Source organism: Microbacterium lacusdiani (assembly GCF_054779895.1).
The window spans coordinates 31,966-47,632 of sequence record NZ_BAAGXJ010000029.1 but is presented as its reverse complement, the minus strand read 5'-3'; the positions used below and the strand labels follow the sequence as shown (position 1 = coordinate 47,632).

10 protein-coding genes are annotated in these 15,667 nt (G+C 68.2%); all 10 read right to left on the bottom strand.

Annotated elements, in window-relative coordinates; all coding sequences use genetic code 11:
* Positions 1 to 8 precede the first annotated feature (8 nt).
* The 10 genes from ACYVGN_RS12520 to rpoB all read right to left on the bottom strand — a co-directional run bounded on the left by ACYVGN_RS12520 (position 9) and on the right by rpoB (position 15,577).
* Positions 9 to 641: a VanZ family protein gene (locus tag ACYVGN_RS12520; RefSeq protein ID WP_460791148.1), complete on the bottom strand. Its 633-nt coding sequence runs from the start codon at positions 639 to 641 to the stop codon at positions 9 to 11.
* Positions 642 to 834: 193 nt separating this feature from the next.
* Complete coding sequence (gene tuf, locus ACYVGN_RS12515; RefSeq protein WP_055992114.1) at positions 835 to 2,028, bottom strand: elongation factor Tu; 1,194 nt, start codon at positions 2,026 to 2,028, stop codon at positions 835 to 837.
* 159 nt (positions 2,029 to 2,187) lie between these two features.
* Positions 2,188 to 4,302, bottom strand: a complete 2,115-nt coding sequence (fusA, locus tag ACYVGN_RS12510; RefSeq protein WP_460791147.1) for an elongation factor G — start codon at positions 4,300 to 4,302, stop codon at positions 2,188 to 2,190.
* 108 nt (positions 4,303 to 4,410) lie between these two features.
* Positions 4,411 to 4,881, bottom strand: a complete 471-nt coding sequence (rpsG, locus tag ACYVGN_RS12505) for a 30S ribosomal protein S7 (RefSeq protein ID WP_055992108.1) — start codon at positions 4,879 to 4,881, stop codon at positions 4,411 to 4,413.
* A gap of 5 nt (positions 4,882 to 4,886) precedes the next feature.
* Positions 4,887 to 5,255: a 30S ribosomal protein S12 gene (gene rpsL / locus ACYVGN_RS12500; RefSeq protein ID WP_018171438.1), complete on the bottom strand. Its 369-nt coding sequence runs from the start codon at positions 5,253 to 5,255 to the stop codon at positions 4,887 to 4,889.
* 286 nt (positions 5,256 to 5,541) lie between these two features.
* The gene (locus ACYVGN_RS12495) at positions 5,542 to 6,204 is read right to left on the bottom strand and encodes a spermidine/putrescine ABC transporter substrate-binding protein (RefSeq protein WP_460791146.1); all 663 of its coding nucleotides are present in this window, start codon (positions 6,202 to 6,204) and stop codon (positions 5,542 to 5,544) included.
* Between the two features lie 172 nt (positions 6,205 to 6,376).
* Positions 6,377 to 6,859, bottom strand: a complete 483-nt coding sequence (locus ACYVGN_RS12490) for a hypothetical protein (protein WP_460791144.1) — start codon at positions 6,857 to 6,859, stop codon at positions 6,377 to 6,379.
* Between the two features lie 16 nt (positions 6,860 to 6,875).
* Positions 6,876 to 8,018: an ABC transporter gene (locus tag ACYVGN_RS12485; RefSeq protein WP_460791143.1), complete on the bottom strand. Its 1,143-nt coding sequence runs from the start codon at positions 8,016 to 8,018 to the stop codon at positions 6,876 to 6,878.
* Positions 8,019 to 8,170: 152 nt separating this feature from the next.
* Positions 8,171 to 12,046: a DNA-directed RNA polymerase subunit beta' gene (locus ACYVGN_RS12480; protein WP_460791142.1), complete on the bottom strand. Its 3,876-nt coding sequence runs from the start codon at positions 12,044 to 12,046 to the stop codon at positions 8,171 to 8,173.
* A 39-nt stretch (positions 12,047 to 12,085) separates the two neighbouring features.
* A complete protein-coding gene (gene rpoB, locus ACYVGN_RS12475) occupies positions 12,086 to 15,577 on the bottom strand; it encodes a DNA-directed RNA polymerase subunit beta (protein WP_460791140.1) in 3,492 nt (1,163 codons plus the stop codon).
* Between the last annotated feature and the right edge of the window lie 90 nt (positions 15,578 to 15,667).

Here is a 15,667-nt window from a genome sequence, read left to right as displayed (position 1 = left end):
GGCGACGGTCAGCGCTCGATGGGCAGCTGCATCGTGGGGACGTCGTCCGCCGTGCGGGCCCTGGGCGCGCTGAAGATGCGCTCGGCGGGGTCGTCCCGCGGCTCGGCGAGAGCCGACGGCACCGGCCGACGCCGCGCGGCGATCAGCTCGGCGTCGCGCTCCCAGATGGCGCGGGCGATCATCCGGCGGTCGCGCGCGTGGATCATGGCCCGCAGGATCATCGCCAGCAGCAGGCCGATGTAGCCACCGCTCGTGTTGGCGAAGACGTCCAGCAGGGTCGAGACGCGGGAGTCGAGCACCGTCGCCTGCGTGAACTCGATGAAGCCGGAGTATCCGGGCAGCAGGAAGAGCGCCAGCCACCACGCGCGTCGCGGCAGCGCAAGCCCCAGCAGGAAGCCCAGCGGCACGAACATCGCGACGTTCGCCGCGAACTCGAGCTCGTTGAAGCCGAACCACTCGGGCACGCCGAAGCGGTAGAGCACGCGCAGCACGCGCTCGGCGATGCTGCCGAACTCCAGGTCGGACGGATCCGGCCACAGCGTGACGAGCGAGACGAAGCCCGCGTAGACGAGCAGCAGCAGGGTGGTGACCCACATGCGGGCGTGGCTGCGCGGGGGCTTCGGGCCGAGGACGTCGGTCATGTGGGGCACGGTACCGGGTGGGGCTGTGGAGGAGCGGAGCGCGCAGGGTGAGTTCGGAGACGTTTCGACTCCGCTTCGCTCCGCTCAACGACCGGGGGCGGTGCGTCGCTCCGCTCAACGACCCCCAGAGAACACGAAAGCGGGGCCGGATCCGAAGATCCGACCCCGCTCCCGAAGCGAGTACTGGAGGTACTTACTTGATGATCTTGGTCACCGTGCCGGCGCCGACGGTGCGGCCACCCTCACGGATCGCGAAGCCGAGGCCCTCCTCCATGGCGATGGGCTGGATGAGCTCCACCGTCATGTCCGTGGTGTCACCGGGCATGACCATCTCGGTGCCCTCGGGCAGCGAGATGACGCCGGTCACGTCCGTGGTGCGGAAGTAGAACTGCGGGCGGTAGTTCGTGTAGAAGGGGTTGTGGCGGCCACCCTCGTCCTTCGACAGGATGTACGCGGTGCCCTCGAAGTTCGTGTGCGGCGTGACCGAACCCGGCTTCACGACGACCTGGCCGCGCTCGACCTCCTCGCGCTTAAGACCACGGAGCAGGAGACCGCAGTTCTCGCCGGCCCAGGCCTCGTCGAGCTGCTTGTGGAACATCTCGATACCCGTGACCGTGGTCTTCTGCGTCGGGCGGATGCCGACGATCTCGACCTCGGAGTTGATGGCCAGCGTGCCACGCTCGGCGCGGCCCGTGACGACCGTGCCACGGCCGGTGATCGTGAAGACGTCCTCGATCGGCATCAGGAACGGCTTGTCGCGGTCGCGCACCGGGTCCGGGATGGACTCGTCGACGGCCTCCATGAGCTCGACGATCGACTGCACCCACTTCTCGTCGCCCTCGAGAGCCTTGAGGCCCGAGACGCGGACGACCGGAGCGTCGTCGCCGGGGAAGCCCTGCGACGAGAGCAGCTCGCGGACCTCGAGCTCGACGAGCTCCAGGATCTCCTCGTCGTCGACCATGTCGGCCTTGTTCAGCGCGACGAGCAGGTAGGGAACGCCGACCTGCTTGGCGAGCAGGACGTGCTCACGCGTCTGGGCCATCGGGCCGTCGGTCGCGGCGACCACCAGGATCGCGCCGTCCATCTGGGCGGCACCGGTGATCATGTTCTTGATGTAGTCGGCGTGACCCGGGGCGTCGACGTGAGCGTAGTGGCGCTTCGGCGTCTCGTACTCGACGTGCGAGATGTTGATCGTGATGCCGCGCTGGCGCTCCTCGGGAGCCGAGTCGATCGACGAGAAGTCGCGCACGACGTTGACGTCCGACGGGTACTTGTCGGCGAGCACCTTCGAGATCGCCGCGGTGAGCGTCGTCTTGCCGTGGTCGACGTGACCGATCGTTCCGATGTTCACGTGCGGCTTGGTGCGCTCGAACTTGGCCTTAGCCACTGGGTCCTCCTCAGGACGGTTCATGGATCATGGCCGGGCGCTGGATTGCGACCGGTTCTGTCCGGGGATGTTCTTCAGTCTAGTAGAGACTCGATATGAAGTTTTCGGGGCGGGGGCCACCCTCGGGCGGCCCCCGCCGAGCCCATCAGGCTGAGGCGATTACTCGCCCTTGCCCTTCTGGATGATCTCGTCGGCGACGGCCTTCGGGACCTCGGCGTAGCTGTCGAACTCCATCGAGTAGACAGCGCGGCCCGACGTCTTCGAACGCAGGTCGCCGATGTAGCCGAACATGCTGGACAGCGGGACGAGGGCCTTGATGACCTTCACGCCCTGCGCGTCCTCCATCGACTGCATCTGACCGCGACGCGAGTTCAGGTCGCCGATGACGTCGCCCATGTACTCCTCGGGAGTACGGACCTCGACCGCCATGAGCGGCTCGAGCAGCACGGGGTTCGCCTTGCGGACGGCCTCCTTGAAGCCCATCGAGCCGGCGATCTTGAACGCCATCTCCGAGGAGTCGACGTCGTGCGAGGCGCCGTCGACCAGGGTCGCCTTGACGCCGACCATCGGGTAGCCCGCGAGGACACCCGTGTTCATCGCGTCCTGGAAGCCCTGGTTGGTGGGCTCGATGTACTCGCGCGGGATGCGGCCACCGGTGACCTCGTTGACGAACTCGTAGGTCTTGTCGGCGGTCACCTCGAGCGGCTCCAGCTTGAACTGGATCTTCGCGAACTGACCCGAACCACCGGTCTGCTTCTTGTGCGTGTAGTCGTGACGCTCGACGACCTTGCGGATCGTCTCGCGGTACGCCACCTGCGGCTTGCCGACGTTGGCCTCGACCTTGAACTCGCGCTTCATGCGGTCCACGAGGATGTCGAGGTGCAGCTCGCCCATGCCCTTGACGACGGTCTGACCGGTCTCGGCGTTGTTCTCGACGCGGAACGTCGGGTCCTCTTCCGCGAGCTTCTGGATCGCGAGGCCCAGCTTCTCCTGGTCGGCCTTCGTCTTGGGCTCGATCGCGACCTCGATGACCGGCTCCGGGAACGTCATCGACTCGAGGACGACCTGGTTGGCGGCGTCCGAGAGCGTGTCGCCCGTGGTCGTGTCCTTGAGGCCGATGACCGCGTAGATGTGACCCGCGGTGACCGAGTCGACCGGGTTCTCCTTGTTGGCGTGCATCTGGAAGATCTTTCCGATGCGCTCCTTCTTGCCCTTGGTCGAGTTGACGACCTGGGCGCCCGACTCGAGCGAGCCCGAGTACACGCGGATGTAGGTCAGACGACCGAAGAAGGGGTGCGACACGACCTTGAAGGCCAGCGCGGCGAAGGGCTCCGAGGCGTCGGCGTGACGCTCGATGATCTTCTCCTCGTCCTTCGGGTCGTGGGCCTCGATGGCCGGCACGTCGAGGGGCGACGGGAGGTAGTCGACGACCGCGTCGAGCATGGGCTGCACGCCGCGGTTCTTGAACGCCGAGCCGCAGAGGACCGGGTAGACCTCGCTGGCGATCGTGAGCTTGCGGATCGCGCCCTTGATCTCCTCGACCGAGAGCTCCTCGCCGCCGAAGTACTTCTCGAGCAGGGCCTCGTCGGTCTCGGCGACCGTCTCGAGCAGCTGCTCGCGGTACTGGGCCGCCTTGTCGGCCAGGTCGGCCGGGATCTCGGTGATCTCGTACTTGGCGCCCATGGTCACGTCGCCCTTGGCGTCGCCGGGCCACACGAGCGCGCGCATCTCGACCAGGTCGACGACGCCGACGAAGTCGTTCTCGGCGCCGATCGGCAGCTGCAGCACGAGCGGCTTGGCCTTCAGGCGGTTGACGATCGTGTCGACCGTGAAGTAGAAGTCGGCGCCCAGCTTGTCCATCTTGTTGACGAAGCAGATGCGGGGCACGTTGTACTTGTCAGCCTGACGCCACACCGTCTCCGACTGGGGCTCCACGCCCTCCTTGCCGTCGAACACGGCAACGGCGCCGTCGAGCACGCGGAGCGAGCGCTCCACCTCGACCGTGAAGTCCACGTGGCCGGGGGTGTCGATGATGTTGATCTGGTTGTTGTTCCAGAAGCACGTCACAGCAGCGGACGTGATCGTGATGCCACGCTCCTGCTCCTGCTCCATCCAGTCGGTCGTGGCGCCACCGTCGTGCGTCTCACCGATCTTGTGGTTGACGCCCGTGTAGAACAGGATGCGCTCGGTCGTCGTGGTCTTACCGGCATCGATGTGCGCCATGATGCCGATGTTGCGGACCTTCTTGAGGTCGGTGAGCACCTCTTGTGCCACTTGCGGTTCCTTACGTGTGGTGTGGAGTAGAGCGTGGGTGCCGGCCCCGGACGGCGGGTCCCGTCATCCGGGGCCGGCGGATCCGCATCCGTGGATGCGGGGTGCTGTTTACCAGCGGTAGTGCGCGAAGGCCTTGTTCGACTCGGCCATCTTGTGCGTGTCCTCGCGACGCTTCACGGCGGCGCCGAGGCCGTTCGAGGCGTCGAGGATCTCGTTCATCAGACGCTCGGTCATCGTCTTCTCACGACGGCCCTTGGCGTAGCTGACGAGCCAGCGCAGCGCGAGCGTGTTCGCGCGGTGCGGCTTGACCTCGACCGGCACCTGGTAGGTCGAGCCGCCGACGCGGCGGCTGCGGACCTCGAGGGTCGGGCGGACGTTGTCGAGCGCCTTCTTGAGCGTCGCGACGGCGTCCTGGCCGTTCTTCGCCTCGACGCCCTGGAGGGCGGTGTAGACGATGTTCTCGGCGATCGACTTCTTGCCGTCGACGAGGATCTTGTTCACGAGCTGCGTGACGATCGGAGCGCCGTAGACCGGGTCGTTGACGACGGGGCGCTTCGGGGCGGGTCCCTTACGAGGCATCTGACTCAGCCCTTCTTCGCGCCGTAGCGGCTGCGAGCCTGCTTACGGTTCTTGACAGCCTGGGTGTCGAGCGCACCGCGGACGATCTTGTAGCGGACGCCGGGGAGGTCCTTCACACGACCACCGCGGACCAGCACGAGCGAGTGCTCCTGCAGGTTGTGGCCCTCGCCCGGGATGTAGGCGGTGACCTCGGTGCCGTTGCGGAGCTTCACACGGGCGACCTTGCGCATGGCCGAGTTCGGCTTCTTGGGCGTGGTCGTGTAGACGCGGGTGCAGACACCCGCCTGCTGCGGGTTCGCCTTCAGGGCGGGCGCCTTGGTCTTCGAGACCTTCGGCGAACGGCCCTTGCGAACCAACTGCTGAATGGTTGGCACGTTCTCTCCTAGTTGGGCTGCACGGTGACAGCGGGTTGTTCCCCGCATCGCGACGTGTTGCTCGGTGTTGCGACGCGGTTTCACGTAGACCCACCCGCGCGACAGGATGTGTCGAGCGTTTGAGGTGGTGGGTATGCCGTGGGGGTGACCTGTTCGCAGGTCGTTCCCTATGTGTGGTTCACGCGCACGCAAGCGGGCGCGCCTACACGCACACCGAATCATGATAGCGCATCGCACGGCTCACGGCGTGTCGCTCCACCCTCCGGGACGCCGTCGGTGCAAGCGCTCAGAGGGCCCCGTCGCCCGGATCGTGCGGGTCGAACGGGGCGTCCAGGCTCTGGGTGAGCTCGGCGAGCATGGCCTCGATCTGCGGCTCGACGAACTCGACGACCGCGGCGTGGATGCGCAGTCGGTGGTGCAGCAGGATGCCGCACACCTCGCGGCCGATCAGGTTGGCGTACTCGTCGGCCAGCGCGACCTCGCGGCGCAGCGCCGCCTTGGCCTCCTCGGAGAGCGGCGGCAGGCTCGGCACCTGCGCCTCCTCCTCGCTCGCGAGGCCCGACAGGGTGAACAGGAACGGGGCGCCCGGCACGGGATCCGGGTCGAGCGGCAGCCCCTCGAACTCGGGGTCGAGACCCTCAGTCGGCCGGTAGCTGCGCGCGCGGTTGCGGGCGGCCTGCTGATCCAGCTCGGCCTGGAGCATCGGAAGGTTGCGCGACGTGTACTCGGCGACCGCCTGGTCGACGATGGTCTTGATCCTGGTCGAGAGCCCGTGCTGCACGCCGTGCGGCACATCCGACCCCAGGCCCGCGGACGACAGGATGGGCGATCCGAGGCAGCGCCGGCAGGGCGCGACCCGGCCGCGGTGCGTGGCCGGCTCCCAGCGCGGCACCCAGCGCAGCCAGGCGTCGACCGCCTGGCTCACCTGCGTCTCGAGTGAGCGCTCCACGCCATAAGCGTAGGCGCGGGAGGGGGCTCAGCGCCGCAGGACGCCTGGACCGTTTCGTCTCCGTTCGCTGGCGCTCACTCCGCTCAACGACCGGCATCTCTGTTACTGCGGTCGTTGAGTGGCGGTCGTTGAGCGGAGCGAAGCGGAGACGAAACGCACCGCCCCGCCGCCCCTACTCCCCGTCCTCGTCCTGCTCCCAGGGCCACTGGGGGCGGTGGGCGTGGGTGCGGCGGACGGCGAGGGCCGCCCATCCGGCGACGACCGCGGCGCCGGCGAAGACCGCGGAGGTCCAGCTGGTGGCCGCTCCCCCGGCGGCCGCGGTCGCGGTGGCGAGGTCGGCGCCGAACACGAGCGCCAGGATCCAGAGGGCGGCCAGGTGCGCGAGCGCCGTGAACAGCGCGACGCCGATCACGGCCGTGTACCTCGGATGCTCCTGCCGCAGCGCCGGCCACAGGGATGCGGCGAACGCCAGCGCGGCGACGCCGGCGGCGAGCGGGCCGGGGACGGGGCTCAGCCCGGGCGTCGCGATCACGTCCCGGTCGGTCGCGAGGCTGAGCATGCCCGAGCCGAACACGACCAGCGCCACGTATCCCGCGACCGCGAACGCGAGGAGCGCCGCGGGAGGGAACCTCCCGGGCGCTCCCGGCGACGTCATGCTGTTCGCGGCGACCTCACCTGCTCAGCTTGGGACCGGCCTCGAGCGTGCGCTCGTACTCGGCCTGCGCCTCGGCGTTGCGCTCGGTCACACGGGCGCCGCGGCGGGCGGCCCAGGCGCCGAACCAGATGGTGATCTCGCGGCCGAACACGAACGCGGCGATCGCCAGCGGCGACAGCAGCTGCTCCTCGACGAGCTGGAAGCCCTCGCTGGGCGTGATGTTCCAGAACGGCGCCTGCACCAGCTGTCCGGCGATGTGACCGAGGTACGCGATCGCGCCGACGAAGACCCCGAGGAGCACCCACGCGGCCCAGCGCGCGCGGTTCACGAGGGCGCCCAGCAGCCAGAAGCCCAGGAAGAAGACGACGACCGGCACCCAGAGCTCGAACGAGGTGAGCAGCTCGAGCGACGCGTCGGCGACGTTGTCCGTCGACACCTGGCCGAGCAGCGCGCGGTAGCCCAGCGTCGCACCGAAGTACAGCACCGCGAACACCAGCGCGGCGAGGATGCCGATCGCGCCGGACGCACCGCGGTTGCCCTTGGCGCGCGGCGGCTCGGGGGCCTGCACGAAGATCGGCAGCTGCGCCGGCGGCGCCGCGGGGGCGGCGTGCTCGGGAGCGACCGGCTCGCTCGCGGTGATCGCGGGCTCGGCGGGCGGCGCGTCGTACGCGTCGCTGGCCGTGAAGGTCTGCGTGGTGTCGGCGGGCTCGAACCAGGGGTCGGGCTTCTTCGCGGGCTCGCCCGCGTCGGCGGAGCGCGTGGGCAGCGTGGTCGTCGCGCCCCGGTTCTCGAGGGCGTCGAGGTCGGCCGCGAGCGCCGCGTAGTCCGGCTCCTCCGCGGCGGGCGTCTCATCGGCCGCGGGCCGCGTCACGGGCGCGTCGTCCTGAGGCGTAGCGACCGTGTCGATCGCCCCGGTGTTGCGGAACTCGCGGCGGGAAGCCGGGATCTCGCCCGTGTCCGAGGGGCCGGCGGGCTCATCCGTCGTGTCGGCGGCGGGATCGCCGGTCGCCGCGTCGCTCGCGGCGTCGTCCGTGCGGGAGGCGTCGGTCTCTGCGTGCTCGGCTCGGGCGGCGTCGTCCGCCGCGGGCGCCGGCTCGGCCGATCCCTCGATGGGCTCGCCGGTGGTGGGCTCGCGGTCACGACCCTGGGCGTCACTCATTCGAAGCACTCCTCACGCTGTCGGGGACGGTCCCCTGCCTGCCCGAGGGTACCGGTCCGACCGGACGCGACCGCGGAGCCTCGCCGCTCCCGGGAGAGAAACGCCGGAGGGCCCTGGCTGCTGCCAGGGCCCTCCGGTTCATCCGTTCACGCTCAGTTGTAGGTGCCGGGCGTGAAGTCGTCCGTCGAGAACGCGTCGAAGTCGACGTAGCTGTAGTCGCCGTCCGCGAAGGCGCCGTCCGACGCGAAGATGCGGTTGGGGTACCGCTCGCTCTTCGCCTCCTCCGTCGCCTCGACCGTGACGTTGCGGTACTTCGCAAGGCCCGTGCCGGCGGGGATCAGCTTTCCGATGATCACGTTCTCCTTGAGGCCGACGAGCGGGTCGCGCTTGCCCTGCATCGCGGCCTCGGTGAGGACGCGCGTCGTCTCCTGGAACGAGGCGGCCGACAGCCACGACTCCGTCGCGAGCGACGCCTTCGTGATACCCATCAGCTCCGGACGACCCGACGCGGGGCGCTTGCCCTCGGCCACGGCCGCACGGTTGATGTCCTGGTAGCGACGCAGGTCGACCATCTCGCCGGGGAGCAGGTCGGTCTCGCCGTGGTCGACCACGGTGACCTTGCGCAGCATCTGGCGGACGATGACCTCGATGTGCTTGTCGTGGATCGGCACACCCTGCGAGCGGTACACGCCCTGCACGCCGCCGACGAGGTACTTCTGCACCTCGCGGGCACCCTGCACGCGCATGATCTCCTTCGGGTCGAGCGTGCCGACCTGGAGGGGCTGACCGACCTCGACGTGCTGGCCGTCCTCGACGAGGAGGGTCGCACGCTTCAGCACCGGGTAGACGACGGGCTCGTCGCCGTTGTCGGGCGTGATGATGACCTTCTTGGCCTTCTCGGTCTCGTCGATCGTGACGCGGCCGGCGGCCTCGGCGATCGGCGACGCGCCCTTGGGGGTGCGGGCCTCGAACAGCTCCTGCACGCGGGGCAGACCCTGCGTGATGTCGTCCGCCGAAGCCGAACCACCGGTGTGGAAGGTGCGCATCGTCAGCTGCGTGCCGGGCTCACCGATCGACTGGGCCGCGATGATGCCGACGGCCTCGCCGATGTCGACGAGCTTGCCGGTCGCGAGCGAGCGGCCGTAGCACTGCGCGCAGACGCCGACGGCCGAGTCGCAGGTGAGCACCGAGCGCACCTTGATGGACTCCACGCCCGCCTCGACCAGGCGGTCGATGAGCACGTCGCCCACGTCCGAGCCGGCGGCGGCGAGCACGGTGCCGTCCTCGCCCACCACGTCGACCGCGAGGGTGCGGGCGAACACGGCGTTCTCCACGTTCGCGTCCTTGACCAGCGTGCCGGTCGAGTCGAACGCGGCGATCGGGTACTCGAGGCCCTTCGAGGTGCCGCAGTCGTCCTCGCGGATGATGACATCCTGCGAGACGTCCACGAGACGACGCGTGAGGTAACCCGAGTCGGCCGTACGGAGGGCCGTGTCGGCCAGACCCTTGCGGGCACCGTGCGTCGCGATGAAGTACTCCGCCACCGACAGACCCTCGCGGTACGAGGAGATGATCGGGCGGGGGATGATCTCACCCTTCGGGTTGTTCACCAGGCCTCGCATACCCGCGATGTTGCGGATCTGCAGCCAGTTACCACGGGCACCCGACGACACCATGCGGTTGATGGTGTTGTCCTCGGGGAACGCGGCGCGCATCTCCTTCTGGACCTCGTCGGTCGCCTCGGTCCAGATCTTGATGAGCTCCTGACGACGCTCGGCGTCGGTCGTGAGGCCCTTCTCGTACTGCGAGGTGACCTTGGCCGCCTGCTGCTCGTACTTGGCGATGATCTCGGCCTTGTTCGCGGGCGTGATGACGTCGCTCAGCGACACCGTGACACCCGAGCGCGTGGCCCAGTAGTAACCGGCGTCCTTGACGCGGTCCAGCGTGGCCGCGACCTCGGTCTTCGGGTACTCCTCCGCCAGCTTGTTGACGATCTGCGAGAGCTTGCCCTTGTCGGCCTGCTCGCGCACGAAGGGGTAGCCCTTCGGCAGCTGGTCGTTGAAGATCGCCTGGCCGAGCGAGGTGTCCACGAGGCCCTTGGTCTCGTAGTCCTCGGGCGCCTGGCCCTCGAGGAAGGTCAGGCCCGGGATGCGGATCCGGATCTTCGCCTGCAGGTCGAGGGTGCCCTCGTCCTTCGCGAGCATCGCCTCGGCCACCGAGCCGAACACGCGGCCCTCGCCCTTGGCGCCGTCCTTCAGCGTGGTCAGGTGGTGCAGACCGATGATCATGTCCTGCGCGGGCAGGGTCACCGGGCGGCCGTCCGACGGCTTCAGGATGTTGTTCGACGCGAGCATCAGGATGCGCGCCTCCGCCTGCGCCTCCACCGAGAGGGGGAGGTGGACGGCCATCTGGTCGCCGTCGAAGTCGGCGTTGAAGGCCGCGCAGACGAGCGGGTGCAGCTGGATGGCCTTGCCCTCGACGAGCTGCGGCTCGAACGCCTGGATGCCCAGACGGTGCAGCGTGGGGGCGCGGTTCAGCAGCACCGGACGCTCGCGGATGATCTCCTCGAGCACGTCCCAGACCTCAGGGCGCGTGCGCTCGACCGAGCGCTTGGCGGCCTTGATGTTCTGCGAGTGACCGAGGTCGATCAGGCGCTTGATCACGAACGGCTTGAACAGCTCGAGCGCCATCTGCTTGGGCAGACCGCACTGGTGAAGCTTGAGCTGCGGGCCGACGACGATGACCGAACGGCCCGAGTAGTCGACGCGCTTTCCGAGCAGGTTCTGACGGAAGCGACCCTGCTTGCCCTTGAGCATGTCGCTGAGCGACTTCAGGGCGCGGTTGCCGGTGCCGGTGACGGGACGACCGCGGCGGCCGTTGTCGAACAGCGCGTCGACGGCCTCCTGCAGCATGCGCTTCTCGTTGTTCACGATGATCTCGGGGGCACCGAGGTCGATGAGGCGACGCAGACGGTTGTTGCGGTTGATCACGCGGCGGTACAGGTCGTTCAGGTCGGAGGTCGCGAAGCGGCCGCCGTCCAGCTGGACCATCGGGCGCAGCTCCGGCGGGATCACCGGGACCACGTCGAGGACCATCGCGGCCGGCGACATGCCGGTCGAGAGGAACGACGAGACGACCTTCAGGCGCTTGATCGCGCGGATCTTGCGCTGACCCTTGCCCTCGGTGATCTGCAGGCGCAGCGACTCGGCCTCGGCGGCCAGGTCGAACTCGGCCAGGCGACGCTGGATCGCCTCGGCGCCCATGTGGGCCTCGAAGTACTGGCCGAAGCGGTCCTGCAGCTCCTGGAAGACGTCGTCCTCCGCCTTGAGCTGGCCGACCTCGAGGTTGCGGAACTCGTCCCACATGCGCTCGAGCTTGGCGACCTGCTCGTCCGCGCGCTTGCGGATCGTCGCCATCTCCTTCTCGGCGGCGTCCTTGACCTTCTTCTTCTGGTCGGCCTTGGCGTCCTCGGCCTCGAGAGCGGCGAGCTCCTCCTCCAGCTTCTGGAGGCGGGCGGCGATGCGGGCATCGCGGCGGTCGCCGATGTTCTTGATCTCGAGACGCAGGTTGTTCTCGTGGGTCGGCATGTCGCGGTGACGCGCATCCTCGTCCACGGAGATCACCATGTAGGCGGCGAAGTAGATGACCTTCTCGAGGTCCTTCGGCGCCATGTCGAGCAGGTAGCCCAGGCGCGAGGGCACGCCCTTGAAGTACCAGATGTGCGTGACGGGCGCGGCGAGCTCGATGTGGCCCATGCGCTCACGGCGGACCGAGCTCTTGGTGACCTCGACACCGCAGCGCTCGCAGACGATGCCCTTGAAGCGCACGCGCTTGTACTTGCCGCAGGCGCACTCCCAGTCGCGCGAGGGGCCGAAGATCTGCTCACCGAACAGACCGTCCTTCTCGGGCTTCAGGGTGCGGTAGTTGATGGTCTCGGGCTTCTTGACCTCACCGAAGGACCAACGACGGATGTCGTCGGCGGTGGCCAGGCCGATGCGAAGCTCATCGAAAGTGGTTGCGTCGAGCAATTGATGTCTCCTGTTTGGAAATCTCTGTATCGGCCGGGCTTAGATCTCGTCGATCGAGGCGGACTCGAATCGGCTCGAGATGTTGATGCCGAGCTCCTCCGCCGCGCGGAAGGCCTCGTCGTCGGTGTCGCGGAGGTTGACCGCCGTGCCGTCGGCCGAGAGGACCTCGACGTTCAGGCAGAGCGACTGCATCTCCTTCATGAGCACCTTGAACGACTCGGGGATGCCGGGCTCCGGGATGTTCTCGCCCTTGACGATGGCCTCGTACACCTTGACGCGGCCGAGGATGTCGTCGGACTTGACGGTCAGGAGCTCCTGCAGCGCGTACGCCGCACCGTAGGCCTCGAGGGCCCACACCTCCATCTCACCGAAGCGCTGGCCGCCGAACTGCGCCTTACCACCCAGCGGCTGCTGCGTGATCATCGAGTAGGGACCCGTCGAGCGCGCGTGGATCTTGTCGTCCACGAGGTGGTGCAGCTTCAGGATGTACATGTAGCCGACCGAGATCGGGAACGGGTACGGCTCACCCGAGCGGCCGTCGAACAACTGGGTCTTGCCCGAGCTGTCGATCAGGCGGTCGCCGTCGCGGTTCGGCAGGGTCGAGTCGAGCAGACCCGCCAGCTCCGCCTCGTGCGCGCCGTCGAACACCGGGGTCGCGACCTTGGTGCGCGGGGCGGCCTCGAGGGCATCCTCGGGCAGGTGCTTCGCCCACTCCGGCATGCCCTCGATCTTCCAGCCCTGCGCCGCGATCCAGCCGAGGTGCAGCTCGAGCACCTGGCCGAAGTTCATGCGGCCGGGGACGCCGAGCGGGTTCAGGATGATGTCGACCGGCGTGCCGTCGGCGAGGAACGGCATGTCCTCGACCGGCAGGATCTTCGAGATGACGCCCTTGTTGCCGTGGCGGCCGGCGAGCTTGTCGCCCTCGGTGATCTTGCGCTTCTGGGCGATGTAGACCACGACGCGGCGGTTGACGCCCGAGCCGAGCTCGTCGTCGCCCTCCTCGGCGTTGAACTCCTTGACCGCGATGACGGTCCCCTGCTCACCGTGGGGCACCTTCAGCGACGTGTCGCGGACCTCGCGGCTCTTCTCGTTGAAGATCGCGCGGAGCAGGCGCTCCTCGGCCGAGAGCTCGGTCTCGCCCTTGGGCGTGACCTTGCCGACGAGGATGTCGCCGGGACGCACCTCGGCGCCGATGCGGATGATGCCGCGCTCGTCGAGGTCCTTCAGCAGCTCCGGGCTGACGTTGGGGAGGTCGCGCGTGATCTCCTCCTTGCCGAGCTTCGTGTCGCGGGCGTCGACCTCGTACTCCTCGATGTGGATCGAGGTGAGGGTGTCGTCCTTCACCAGGTTCTGGCTGAGGATGATGGCGTCCTCGTAGTTGTAGCCCTCCCAGTTCATGAACGCGACCAGGAGGTTCTTGCCCAGCGCGAGCTCGCCGTTCTCGGTGGCGGGGCCATCCGCGATGACCTCGCCGACCTCGACGCGGTCGCCCGCGTCGACGATCACGCGCTGGTTGTAGTTGTTGCCCTGGTTCGAGCGGTCGAACTTGCGCAGGAAGTAGTCGCGCGTGCCGCCCTCGTCGAGCTGCAGGCGGACGTAGTCGGCCGAGACCTCGACGACCACGCCGGCCTTGTCGGCGATGAGCGTGTCACCGGCGTCGATCGCGGCGTAGTTCTCCATGCCCGTGCCGACCAGCGGCGCCTCCGAGCGGAGCAGCGGCACGGCCTGGCGCTGCATGTTGGCACCCATGAGGGCGCGGTTCGCGTCGTCGTGCTCGAGGAACGGGATCAGCGACGTGCCGACCGACACCATCTGGCGCGGCGAGACGTCCATGTAGCCGATCTCCTCGGCGGGGACCAGGTCGACCTCGCCGCCGACCTGACGCGCGAGCACGCGGTCCTCGGCGAACGAGCCGTCGTCCTTCAGCGGCGCGTTGGCCTGGGCGACGATGTACGCCTCCTCCTCGGCAGCCGTGAGGTAGTCGATCTCGTTCGTGACCTTGCCGTCGACCACGCGACGGTACGGCGTCTCGATGAAGCCGAACGAGTTGATCCGCGCGAACGAGGCGAGCGAGCCGATCAGACCGATGTTCGGGCCTTCCGGCGTCTCGATCGGGCACATGCGGCCGTAGTGCGACGGGTGGACGTCGCGGACCTCGACGCCGGCGCGCTCACGCGACAGACCGCCCGGGCCCAGCGCCGACAGGCGGCGCTTGTGGGTCAGGCCCGCGAGCGGGTTGTTCTGGTCCATGAACTGCGACAGCTGCGACGTGCCGAAGAACTCCTTGATCGCGGCCACGACGGGGCGCACGTTGATCAGGGTCTGCGGCGTGATCGCCTCGATGTCCTGCGTGGTCATGCGCTCGCGGACGACGCGCTCCATGCGCGACAGACCGGTGCGGACCTGGTTCTGGATGAGCTCGCCGACCGCGCGGATGCGACGGTTGCCGAAGTTGTCGATGTCGTCGACCGACAGGCGCAGCTCGGCGGGCTTGCCGTTGCGAACGCCCTCGAAGGTCTCGTCGCCGCGGTGCAGGCGGACGAGGTACTTGATCGTCGCGACGATGTCCTCGACGGTCAGCACCGAGTCGCTCAGCGGGCGGTCGATCCCGAGCTTCTGGTTGATCTTGTAGCGACCCACCTTGGCCAGGTCGTAGCGCTTCGGGTTGAAGTAGAAGTTGTCGAGCAGCGCGCGGGCGGCCTCGGCGGCCACCTGCTCGCCCGGACGCAGCTTGCGGTAGATGTCGCGGAGCGCGTCCTCCTTGGTGAGGATCGTGTCCTTCGCGAGGGTCTCCTCGATCGACGCGATGCCGGCGAACTCGGCGAGGATCTCCTCGCTGGTCATGCCGAGGGCCTTGAGGAAGACCGTGACCGACTGCTTGCGCTTGCGGTCGATGCGGACGCCGACCTGGTCGCGCTTGTCGATCTCGAACTCGAGCCACGCGCCGCGGCTCGGGATGACGCGCGCCGACACGATGTCCTTGTCGGACGTCTTGTCGGGGGTCTTGTCGAAGTAGACGCCGGGCGAGCGCACGAGCTGCGACACCACGACACGCTCGGTGCCGTTGATGATGAACGTGCCCTTGTCGGTCTGCAGCGGGAAGTCGCCCATGAAGACCGTCTGGGTCTTGATCTCACCGGTCTGGTGGTTCATGAACTCGGCCTCGACGTAGAGCGGGGCCGCGTAGGTCTTGCCGCGGTCCTTGCACTCCTCGATCGAGTACTTCTCGGGCTCGAGGTACGGGTTCGTGAACGAGAGCTGCATGGTCTCGCTCAGGTCCTCGATCGGCGAGATCTCCTCGAAGATCTCCTCGAGTCCGCTCCGCTCGGGGACGTCGTTGCGACCGGCGGCCTTGGCCTCGGCGACGCGGGCCTTCCAGGCGTCGTTTCCGACCAGCCAGTCGAACGACTCGGTCTGCAGCGCCAGCAGGTCGGGGACCGTGAGCGTGTCGGAGATCTTGGCGAACGAGAGGCGGGATGCTCCGCGACCGTTCTTGGGAGTGGTGGTGGTTGCGTTGCGCGCAGCAGCCAAGGGGATTACCTCCATGAGCGACCGTGGCGGGGCCGCTGAGTTCCTTGTCGACAGGTGAGGTGCGACTCCGTCCATCCCGTACACCCAGAC

Excerpts from the sequence above, each read along its gene's own strand:
- ACYVGN_RS12520 (WP_460791148.1), bottom strand. The coding sequence starts at position 641 with ATGACCGACGTCCTCGGCCCGAAGCCCCCGCGCAGCCACGCCCGCATG.
- rpsG (WP_055992108.1), bottom strand. The coding sequence starts at position 4,881 with ATGCCTCGTAAGGGACCCGCCCCGAAGCGCCCCGTCGTCAACGACCCG.
- ACYVGN_RS12490 (WP_460791144.1), bottom strand. The coding sequence starts at position 6,859 with ATGACGTCGCCGGGAGCGCCCGGGAGGTTCCCTCCCGCGGCGCTCCTC.
- ACYVGN_RS12485 (WP_460791143.1), bottom strand. The coding sequence starts at position 8,018 with ATGAGTGACGCCCAGGGTCGTGACCGCGAGCCCACCACCGGCGAGCCC.